Genomic DNA, 7,896 nt, shown 5'->3' with positions numbered 1-7,896 from the left:
CGGCGTCGGCCGGAATCTGGCGGCACAAACCGTCGGCAACCCACATGGCCCTTGGCGGCTCGCGAACAGCCCCGCGCTCACCATCGCCATGCCAATCGCGTTCTTCAGGGCACTCGGCTTGGCTTCCGTCGCGGCACAGCAACCAGCATAATCTACCGAACCGCCGGATACGGACCCGTATGTCCGGTGGTGTGGGAGGGGAGAAGCCGCGAGGCTTCCCCCTATCCCGATCAGGGCCAGCGCAGTCCGGCTGCACGGCAAAACAAGGTTCGACGGTCGAGCTTCAGGCTTTCGGCTCCGATCCGTCCTCGGCTCTTTGCGCAAATACCTCCTTCGCTGCGAACAGGCCGTTGAGGGCAGCCGGGAAGCCGGCATAGACGGCCATCTGCATGAGGATCTCGATAATCTCCTCGCGGCCGAGCCCGACATTCAGACCTGCCTCGATATGCACCTTGAGCTGAGGTGTGGCGTTCCCCATTGCCGCGAGCGCTGCGATCGTTGCGATTTCGCGCGAACGGAGGTCGAGCCCGGGCCGTGAGTAGATGTCGCCAAATGGAAATTCGAATACATAGGTGGCGAAGTCTGGGGCGATGTCACCAAGCGCCGCCACGACCTTATGGCCGGCCTCTCCGTCGATCTCAGCGAGTGCGCGTCGACCGCGCTCCAACCGGCTTTCGCCGGCGTTCGGGAAGTGTTGCATCATAATCCTTCATCCTCTGTTCCGTTTCGGCATAACCGCCGATCTTGGTGTCGAGGACGAGAAGACAGGCATTCAGTTCGTCGACGTGGGCACGCACGCTTTCACGGTGTCGCTCCAGCAGCGCGCGCCGCTCGGCCTCGGTGCCGCTGCCTCGATCCCGGAGTTCCGCGTAAAGCAGCATGTCCCTGATCGGCATGCCGGTCGTCTTCAGGCGGCCGAGAAACTCGATCCAGGTCAGGATCGAGGCGTCGTAGTCACGTCGGCTGGATCGATCCCGGTCGGCGTAAGGCAACAACCCGATCCGCTCGTAGTAGCGGATCGTATGGGCCGTCAGTCCGGAACGCCTTGCGAGTTCGCCGATCTTCATGCCCACCTGTCTCTCATCACGACGCACGGAAACTACGAGTTTGAGCGCGCTCTAAGTCAAGAGACATTCTGGCCCTGCCTGTGCGAGCGTCGCGCCGTGGGCGGTCGGCAGCTCCGGTCGGGCCATGTGGCGGGCCAACGACCTACTGCACGTCCATCTGCAGCCCTTCCTTCTCGATGATGCCGGCGAACTTCTTCGTCTCGGCGTCTACGAAGGCGGCGAACTGCTGCGGGGTGCCGTAATCGGCGCGGGCGCCCATGGCGGCGATCTGCTTCTTGATGTCGTCGCGCTCCAGCATCGCCTTCACCTGGAGATTGAGCGCTTCGAGGATGGGGGCCGGCACGCCCTTCGGCAGGAAGACCGCGAACCACGACGAGACATCGAAGTTCGCCAGCTCCGGCGCGCTCTCGCGCATGGTCGGTAGGTTGGGCGCGAGGTCGCTGCGCTCAGACGTGGTGACACAGAGGCCGTTGAGCGTACCGTTCTGCACCTGCGGCAGGCTCGGATAGAGATTGTCGAACAGGATCTGGATGTCGCCGGCGAGGGCCGCTTGCAGCGCGGGTCCGGCGCCGCGGAACGGGATGTGCGTCATCTTCAGGCCGGTGAGCTGGAGGAACCAGGCGCCGGTGAGGTGAGGGCTCTGGCCGACGCCTGAGGAGGCATAGCTGAGCTTGTCCGGATTGGCCTTCAGGTAAGCAATCAGCTCGGGGATCGACTTGATGCCGGTCTTCGGATGGGCCGAGACGATGTTCGGAATCCGGATCATGTTCGAAACCGGCTGCAGCTGGTCCGGCTTGTAGGTGAGGTTCTTGAAGATGCTGTAGGCGATCGCGTTCGGCCCCGGGTTGCCGATCAGGATGGTGTGACCATCCGGCTTGGCGCGCACGGCCTCGGCCGTGCCGATCGTGCCGCCGCCGCCGGAGCGGTTTTCCACGACCGCCGACTGGCCCCAGGCGGTTTGTAGATGTGCGGCCAAGAGCCGGCCCATCACGTCGGTCGAGCCGCCGGCCGCAGCCGGCACGATGAGGCGAACGTTTTCGGTGGGCTTCCAGTCGGCAAGGCTGGATCGCGGCAGAATCGCTGCGGCCGAAATGCCGGCAGCGCCGGTGAGCACGCGACGGCGGGACAGTAAAGGGTGAGACACGAATCCACTCCCTGCTTCTTGTTTTGCAGGGAGCGTAGGGAACCCGGCGTGCAACGGCAAGCCGCAACCGGCGGCACGACGCCGCAGGCTGAAGGCTCAGTTAAAGCTGAGCAGCTTGAACAGCGGTGCGAGGTAGCTCATCTCCTGACCCGAGGTCGGCGTGGTGCGGCTGATGAAGTCGAAGATCTTGCCGTCCTGGAGGCCGTAATTCGCAAGCCGGCGCACGCGCCGGTTCTTGTCGAAATAGATCGCGATCACGCGTTGGTCGACCACCTTCTGGTTCATGAAGGCGACCGGACGCTCCGAGCGCTGCGAGATGTAATAAAACACCTCACCGTCGAGGGTCGCGACGGTGGAGGGCGTGCCCATCACGATCAGCACCTGGTCCTGACTCGCACCGATCGGAATCTGCTCGAGCGCGCCGGGCGGCAGGATGTACCCCTTCTGGAACTGCTCGCCGGTGCAGCCCGCAAGTGCCACGCCGACCACGGCCGTAGCCGCGAGCATGCGCAAGCCGCGCCAGCATGCGTGAAGGCCGCGCCGCTTGTCCGCGCGCAGGCTGGTCTGGTTCGTTGTCGTCATAGCGGAACTGATTCCGTCCCCTTGCGTCGCGCGAGGCGCTGAAGTACCGGGCGGAGGCTCTGAATGCAACTCGCGCGCGCCCGCTTGCGGAAACCACAATGTTTTGGCCGTTCAATCACTTCAGGAAACCCCGGCGAACCCCGTCGGGCACCATTGAAGCCATCTATGGCATGATCGTGACGCAGGCGCGAGAACCCATATTTTACCGCGACTTGGGCGTGCCAGATACGGTTAACGGGCGTTTCGACCTGTTGCTGCTGCATCTCTGGCTGCTGCTGCGCCGCCTGCGAACGGCCCAAAGCGCCACTGAGCTGTCCCAGGCGCTGTTCGACCGCTTCTGTGAGGACATGGACGACAATCTGCGCGAGATGGGGGTGGGCGACCAGACCGTGCCGAAGCGGATGCGGGCCTTCGGTGAGGCCTTCTACGGTCGCGTCCAGGCCTATGACCAGGCCATGGAGGCTGGCGGCGAGGCGCTGGCAGCGGCGATCTGCAAGAATATCTTGAATGGGACCGGCTTCGACCAGGCGCAGCGGCTTGCGGCCTATGCGAGGGTCAGTGAGGCCGATCTTGGCCGGACCGAGGAGGCCGCGCTGCTGCGCGCCGCCTTCAAGTTTCCTCCAGCACTCCCTGAGGATGTCACGCCATGAGCCGACCGAATGCCGGATCCGAGCCCGATCCCTGGCGGGCGCTCATCATCGTTGCGCAGATCCCCGACGCCGGGCTGCATCGCGAGCTCGAGGCCTCAGCTGCCGAGCGGCAGGCCATGGCGGAGGTCGCAGGCCTCCGCGAGATCCTGTCCGCCCATGCCAGCTTCGATGTCGTGCCGAAAAGCGGCGGGCGGGTCCAGGTCACGGGGCTTGTCCGCGGCCGGATCGGCCAGACCTGCGTCGTCACGCTCGATCCGATCGAGAGCGAGATCGAGGAGGAGGTGGACCTGATGTTCGCCCCCGAGGCCGAGGCGCGCCGCCTGGCCGATCTGATCGAGGGGGGGCAGGACGACGAGGAGCCGCCGGAGGTCGCCGATCCGCCGGAGGCCATCATCAACGGCATCATCGACCTCGGCCGGCTCGCCACCGACGCCCTGTTCCTGGCGATCGATCCCTATCCGCGCAAGGAGGGGGCCGTGTTCGAGGCGGAGGTCACCGCTCCCGATCCCGAGGATCATCCCTTCGCGGCGCTGAAGGCGTTGCAGGACAATAAGAAGGGCCGATAGGGGGGCATTTTTCCGCCTGTGACCGCCTTGCGAGGGGACGCGAGCCATTTGCCTTGATGGTTTGAAAGAACCTCTTATCCCTCCGATCTCAATGTCTTTCCTGCGAAATTCAGGGTTCGTGGCCGGATCGCCCCCGAATGCAAAAGGCTGGGGGCAAGAGGTTGTTTCGGGGGCACAAAACGCTATTGTCGCGCCCCGGTCCGGGTGCGGCGTGGCGCTTGGCCGATCGCCATATCAGTGGCGAACCCATTTTGCGGCCCCGCTGATCCAAGACCGCACCAGACCAGGTTTCCAGGACTTTTATGCCAAGCAAGGTTTGCATCGCGCTGGACGCCATGGGAGGCGATGTCGGCCCCGCCGTGGTCATTCCGGGCGCCGCCATCTCGCTCGGCAGGCATCGCGATACCGAGTTTCTGCTGGTCGGCGACCGCGCCAGGATCGAGCCCGAACTTGATAAGCACCCGACGCTGAAAGTCGCCTCCAAGATTGTCCATACCGACGTCGCCGTCAGCATGGAGGACAAGCCGAGCCAGGCGCTGCGGCGCGGCCGCAAGACCTCCTCGATGTGGCTCGCGATCGATGCGGTCAAGAAGGGCGAGGCGGACGTCGCGATCTCCGCCGGTAATACCGGCGCGCTGATGGCGATGGCGCGCTTCCACCTGCGGACGCTGCCGGGCATCGACCGCCCGGCGATCTCCGCGATCTGGCCGACCATGCGCGGCGAGTCCGTCGTGCTCGACCTCGGCGCCACCCTCGGCGGCGATGCCCACCACCTGGTGTCGATGGCGGTGATGGGCGCGGCCAAGGCGAGCGTGCTGTTCAACAAGACGCGGCCCACGGTCGGGCTGCTCAATATCGGCGCCGAGGAGATCAAGGGGCACGAGGAGATCCGTGAGGCCAGCGAGATCCTGCGGGCGAGGAACCTGCCGGAGCTGGACTATATCGGCTTCGTCGAGGGCGACGGTATCGGCAAGGGTCTGGCCGACGTGATCGTGACCGAGGGCTTCAGCGGCAACATCGCGCTCAAGGCAGCCGAGGGAACCGCGCGGCAGATGGCGGAATTGCTCCGTAACGAGATGCAACGGAGCTGGCTCTCCAAGCTCGGCTATGTCTTCGCCCGCGGCGCCTTCCAGGCCCTCCGCGACAAGATGGACCCCAACAAGTCCAATGGCGGCGTGCTGCTGGGACTGAACGGGGTGGTGGTCAAGAGCCACGGCGGAACCAACGCCGAAGGCTTTGCCTATGCGATCGATGTTGGCTATGAGATGGCTCACTACGATCTCCTGAACAAGATCAATCAGATGCTCAACCGCGAGGGTGGTGCACTCAGTTCCGTGCAGCCCGCGCCGGAGGATGTTTCGTGACTCAAATTCGTTCGGTCGTGCTCGGCTGCGGCTCCTATCTGCCGGAGCAGGTGGTGACCAACGCCCAATTGGCGGCGCGCATCGACACCTCCGACGAGTGGATCGTGCAGCGCACCGGCATTCGCGAGCGGCACATCGCGGCCGAGGGCGAGTTCACCTCGCACTTGGCGCTCAAGGCGGCGCAGGCCGCGCTCGCTGACGCCGGCGTGGATGCGCAATCGATCGAGCTGATCGTGCTGGCGACCTCGACGCCGGACAACACGTTCCCCGCGACGGCGGTCGCCGTGCAGCACGGGCTCGGCATCAACCATGGCGCGGCCTTCGATCTGCAGGCGGTGTGCTCGGGCTTCGTGTTCGCGCTCGCCACTGCCGACAATTTCCTGCGCACCGGCGCCTATAAGCGCGCGCTGGTGATCGGCGCCGAGACCTTCTCGCGCATCCTCGACTGGAACGATCGCGGCACCTGCGTGCTGTTCGGCGACGGCGCCGGCGCCGTGGTGCTGGAGGCGCAGGAGCAGCCGGGCAATGCCGCGACCGACCGCGGCGTCGTGACCACGCACTTGCGCTCCGATGGCCGCCACAAGGCCAAGCTGTTCGTCGACGGCGGGCCGTCCTCGACCCAGACCGTCGGCCATCTGCGCATGGAGGGCCGCGAGGTCTTCAAGCACGCGGTCGGCATGATCACCGATGTCATCGTCGACGCCTTCCAGGCGACCGGGCTCAATGCCGACAGCATCGATTGGTTCGTGCCGCACCAGGCCAACAAGCGAATCATCGATGCCTCCGCGCACAAGCTGCATATCGCGCCGGAGAAGGTGGTGCTGACGGTGGACCGTCACGGCAACACTTCAGCGGCCTCGATCCCGCTGGCGCTGTCGGTGGCGCGCAAGGACGGCCGCATCAAGAAGGGCGACATGGTCCTGCTGGAAGCCATGGGCGGCGGCTTCACCTGGGGTTCCGCGCTGGTGCGCTGGTAAGCCACATCAGATAAAATTTTGCCGGAATCTGCGCCGATTATCGATGCGTGTGCATTGATGAGCGCTGTTGACCGCCGTATCGTAACCTCCTAATTTCAGACAACAATTGTTCGCCGTGATGTGGGGCAGGGCGATGACCGATCAAAGTAAAACCGTAACGCGTGTCGATCTCTGCGAAGCCGTCTACCAGAAGGTAGGCCTGTCGCGCACGGAATCGTCCGCCTTCGTGGAACTCGTGCTGAAGGAGATCACCGACTGCCTGGAGAAGGGCGAGACGGTGAAATTGTCCTCGTTCGGTTCCTTCATGGTGCGCAAGAAGGGCCAGCGCATCGGCCGCAACCCGAAGACCGGCACCGAGGTGCCGATCTCGCCGCGCCGCGTCATGGTGTTCAAGCCGTCGGCGATCCTGAAGCAGCGGATCAACGCCCAGCACCGCACCAATGGCGACGCCACCAAGGCCAAGGCTCAACAAGAGGCGTAACCGCCTTTTCGGAAAGGACTGGCATTGGACAAGGCGCCGGATGCGTTCCGAACCATCAGCGAAGTAGCGCAGGAGCTCGACATCCCGCAGCACGTGCTGCGGTTCTGGGAGACCCGGTTCTCCCAGATCAAGCCGATGAAGCGCAGCGGCGGCCGCCGCTATTACCGCCCCGACGACGTCGACCTGCTCAAGGGCATCCGCCGCCTGCTTTACGGCGAGGGCTACACCATCCGCGGGGTGCAGCGGATCCTGAAAGAGCACGGCGTCAAATCGGTGCAGGGCCTCGCCGACAGCGCGGCCGCGGTCTCCTTCGGCGCCATTGAGGACGCCATCGGCGCGAGCCTAATGGAGCCCGAGGACGAGGCGCCCATCAAAGGCATCACCGATACCGACGATGACGACTTCCAGGGCGATGAGGAGGAAGGCATCGACTTCCGCTTCACCGAGATCGACGACGAGGAGATCCTCACCACCTTCCGCAAGGGCGGCGCCGCCACAGCGCCCGCCGGCCCCAGCGCGCTGGACCGGGAGCGCTTGGGACGGGCACTCGCCGACCTCGTCGCCTGCCGGGAGATGCTGGATCAGGCGCTGAAGGACGGGTAGGGGCGGTTCGCCTGCTTTGCGGGCAGTTCCGGGAGGCTTTCGGCTCACGATTGAGGAGAGCCCCCAAAATGGTGCCTGCCTCGCCTTGCGCAAAGCGGCGATCCTAGCTAATGGAACGGCATTCGGAGCGTGGCGCAGCCCGGTTAGCGCACTAGTCTGGGAGACTAGGGGTCGGAGGTTCAAATCCTCTCGCTCCGACCATTTTTCCAAATGTCCAGACCGGAGACATTGGTCACAGATCGTACCTAAGACATGGGTGGCAACCTCGTGCCGAACGGGTTGTCGAGGGGTTGCAAGGTCATTTACTCCAGGGTCGATCTAAGCTGACGCCGAACGCATCGATTTGGTGCGTTACGGCGTGACGCATTCATGGCATGGCCATTATTGCTCGGTCCGCGCTTTCGCCGTCAACCCCGCGCGGCAAAAGCCGCGCCCCTACGGGCTTCGGGGGGTGACCGCTCA

The 7,896-nt window shown here is 64.6% G+C and carries 10 protein-coding genes and 1 tRNA gene; 7 read left to right on the top strand and 4 right to left on the bottom strand.

The features are described 5' to 3' along the window. Positions 1-283 precede the first annotated feature (283 nt). The 4 genes from YU9_RS0137815 to YU9_RS0137800 all read right to left on the bottom strand — a co-directional run bounded on the left by YU9_RS0137815 (position 284) and on the right by YU9_RS0137800 (position 2,793). A complete protein-coding gene (locus YU9_RS0137815; protein ID WP_027577351.1) occupies positions 284-700 on the bottom strand; it encodes a carboxymuconolactone decarboxylase family protein in 417 nt (138 codons plus the stop codon). Then, the gene (locus YU9_RS0137810; protein WP_027577350.1) at positions 639-1,067 is read right to left on the bottom strand and encodes a MerR family transcriptional regulator; all 429 of its coding nucleotides are present in this window, start codon (positions 1,065-1,067) and stop codon (positions 639-641) included. The genes YU9_RS0137815 and YU9_RS0137810 overlap by 62 nt, the downstream gene beginning before the upstream one ends. Positions 1,068-1,209: 142 nt before the next feature. Beyond that, a complete protein-coding gene (locus YU9_RS0137805; protein ID WP_027577349.1) occupies positions 1,210-2,211 on the bottom strand; it encodes a tripartite tricarboxylate transporter substrate binding protein in 1,002 nt (333 codons plus the stop codon). A 96-nt stretch (positions 2,212-2,307) separates the two neighbouring features. Continuing rightward, a complete protein-coding gene (locus tag YU9_RS0137800; RefSeq protein ID WP_027577348.1) occupies positions 2,308-2,793 on the bottom strand; it encodes an outer membrane protein assembly factor BamE in 486 nt (161 codons plus the stop codon). A 98-nt stretch (positions 2,794-2,891) separates the two neighbouring features. Here YU9_RS0137800 and YU9_RS0137795 point away from each other — a divergent pair, with 98 nt between their 5' ends. The 7 genes from YU9_RS0137795 (at position 2,892) to YU9_RS0137765 (ending at position 7,635) form a co-directional block, all read left to right on the top strand. Further along, positions 2,892-3,443: a ubiquinol-cytochrome C chaperone family protein gene (locus tag YU9_RS0137795; protein WP_027577347.1), complete on the top strand. Its 552-nt coding sequence runs from the start codon at positions 2,892-2,894 to the stop codon at positions 3,441-3,443. Next, positions 3,440-4,009, top strand: coding sequence for a DUF177 domain-containing protein (locus YU9_RS0137790; RefSeq protein ID WP_027577346.1), 570 nt, complete (start codon positions 3,440-3,442; stop codon positions 4,007-4,009). The genes YU9_RS0137795 and YU9_RS0137790 overlap by 4 nt, the downstream gene beginning before the upstream one ends. Before the next feature lie 302 nt (positions 4,010-4,311). Beyond that, positions 4,312-5,373 carry a phosphate acyltransferase PlsX gene (gene plsX, locus YU9_RS0137785; protein ID WP_027577345.1) on the top strand — a complete coding sequence of 354 codons (1,062 nt, stop codon included), beginning with the start codon at positions 4,312-4,314 and terminating at the stop codon, positions 5,371-5,373. Next, on the top strand, positions 5,370-6,350 hold the full coding sequence (locus YU9_RS0137780) for a beta-ketoacyl-ACP synthase III (RefSeq protein WP_027577344.1): 981 nt from the start codon (positions 5,370-5,372) through the stop codon (positions 6,348-6,350). Before plsX ends, YU9_RS0137780 begins: the two co-directional genes overlap by 4 nt. 133 nt (positions 6,351-6,483) lie before the next feature. Beyond that, a complete protein-coding gene (locus YU9_RS0137775) occupies positions 6,484-6,831 on the top strand; it encodes an integration host factor subunit alpha (RefSeq protein WP_027577343.1) in 348 nt (115 codons plus the stop codon). A 24-nt stretch (positions 6,832-6,855) separates the two neighbouring features. Continuing rightward, positions 6,856-7,434, top strand: a complete 579-nt coding sequence (locus tag YU9_RS0137770; protein ID WP_027577342.1) for a MerR family transcriptional regulator — start codon at positions 6,856-6,858, stop codon at positions 7,432-7,434. Between the two features lie 123 nt (positions 7,435-7,557). Continuing rightward, positions 7,558-7,635: transfer RNA gene (locus tag YU9_RS0137765), tRNA-Pro, on the top strand. The last annotated feature ends 261 nt before the right edge of the window (positions 7,636-7,896 follow it).

It is taken from the genome of Bradyrhizobium sp. WSM1743 (genome assembly GCF_000473065.1).
In the GTDB taxonomy this organism is placed as follows: Bacteria; Pseudomonadota; Alphaproteobacteria; order Rhizobiales; family Xanthobacteraceae; genus Bradyrhizobium.
This window is presented reverse-complemented; position numbering and strand designations above follow the sequence as displayed.